Origin of the sequence: Planctomonas deserti (assembly GCF_003067705.1) — a bacterium.
Classification (GTDB): domain Bacteria; phylum Actinomycetota; class Actinomycetes; order Actinomycetales; family Microbacteriaceae; genus Planctomonas; species Planctomonas deserti.
Genome location: NZ_QANL01000015.1, coordinates 1 through 1,011, shown reverse-complemented (window position 1 = coordinate 1,011; position 1,011 = coordinate 1). Strand labels below are relative to the sequence as shown.

Sequence of the window (1,011 nt, the reverse complement as noted above, 5' to 3'; positions counted from 1 at the left end):
CGCGCAGTGCCGACGGCGGACGCGCGTGCACGGCATCGCAGTACTGCTGCCAGGCACGCGGATCGCCGCTGCGCGCCGCGCGCTGCAGGGTGGTCACCACGTCCGGGTTGTACATGTGGTACTCGCCGCCGTGCACGTACTTCAGCAGGCCGCCGACATCCACGTCCTGCTGCGCGTCCCAGGCCTGCGTGCACAGTTCGCGCGCGTCGGCATCCAGGCGCGCGAAACCGGCACCACCGATGCGCGAGGCGGTATCCGGGAAGCACAGATCCACGACCTCCGGTTCCAGGCCGATGATCTCGAACAGCTGCGCGCCGCGGTAGCTGGCCACGGTACAGATGCCCATCTTCGAGATGATCTTCGACAGTCCCTTGTAGACGCCCTTGCGGTAGCGGCGGCCGATCTGCGACTGCTCACCGCCCTTGCTGAGCTTCAGGATGCCGCGGCGGCCCAGGTCGAACAGGGTCTGGTAGGCCAGGTACGGATACACCGCCGTGGCGCCGAAGCCGAGCAGGCAGGCCATGTGGTGCGGGTCGCGCGCGGTGCCGGTTTCCACGATGAGATTCACGTCGCAGCGCAGGCCCAGCCGCGAGAGGTGGTGGTGGATGGCGCTGGTGGCGAGCAGGGCATGCACCATCGGCCGCCCGGCCACCGGGTAGCGGTCGGACAGCAGCAGCATCACCATGCCCTCGCGCGCGGCCTGTTCGGCCTCGGCACAGATGCGCTCGATGCCGGCACGCAGGCCCTCGTCTTCGCTGTAGGACAGGTCGAGCAGGCGGTTGGCCTGCACGTACTGGTCCATCTTCAGCAGCTGGCGCAGCTTGCGCTGGCTGAGCACCGGTGAATTGAGGATGACGTGGTTCACCGTCTCCGGGCCGGCATGGAAGATGTTGGTCTCCTTGCCGAGCTGGGTGGACAGGGACATCGCGCAGTCTTCGCGCAGCGGGTCGATCGGCGGGTTGGTGACCTGCGCGAAGGCCTGGCGGAAATAGTCGTACAGCGGACGGCTGC

At 68.0% G+C, this 1,011-nt stretch carries 1 protein-coding gene; it reads right to left on the bottom strand.

Translation table 11 applies throughout. The features are described from left to right. Positions 1-1,011 (bottom strand): glutamate synthase central domain-containing protein (locus tag DAI20_RS19230; protein ID WP_497802631.1); only part of this gene is annotated, 1,011 nt, incomplete at both ends.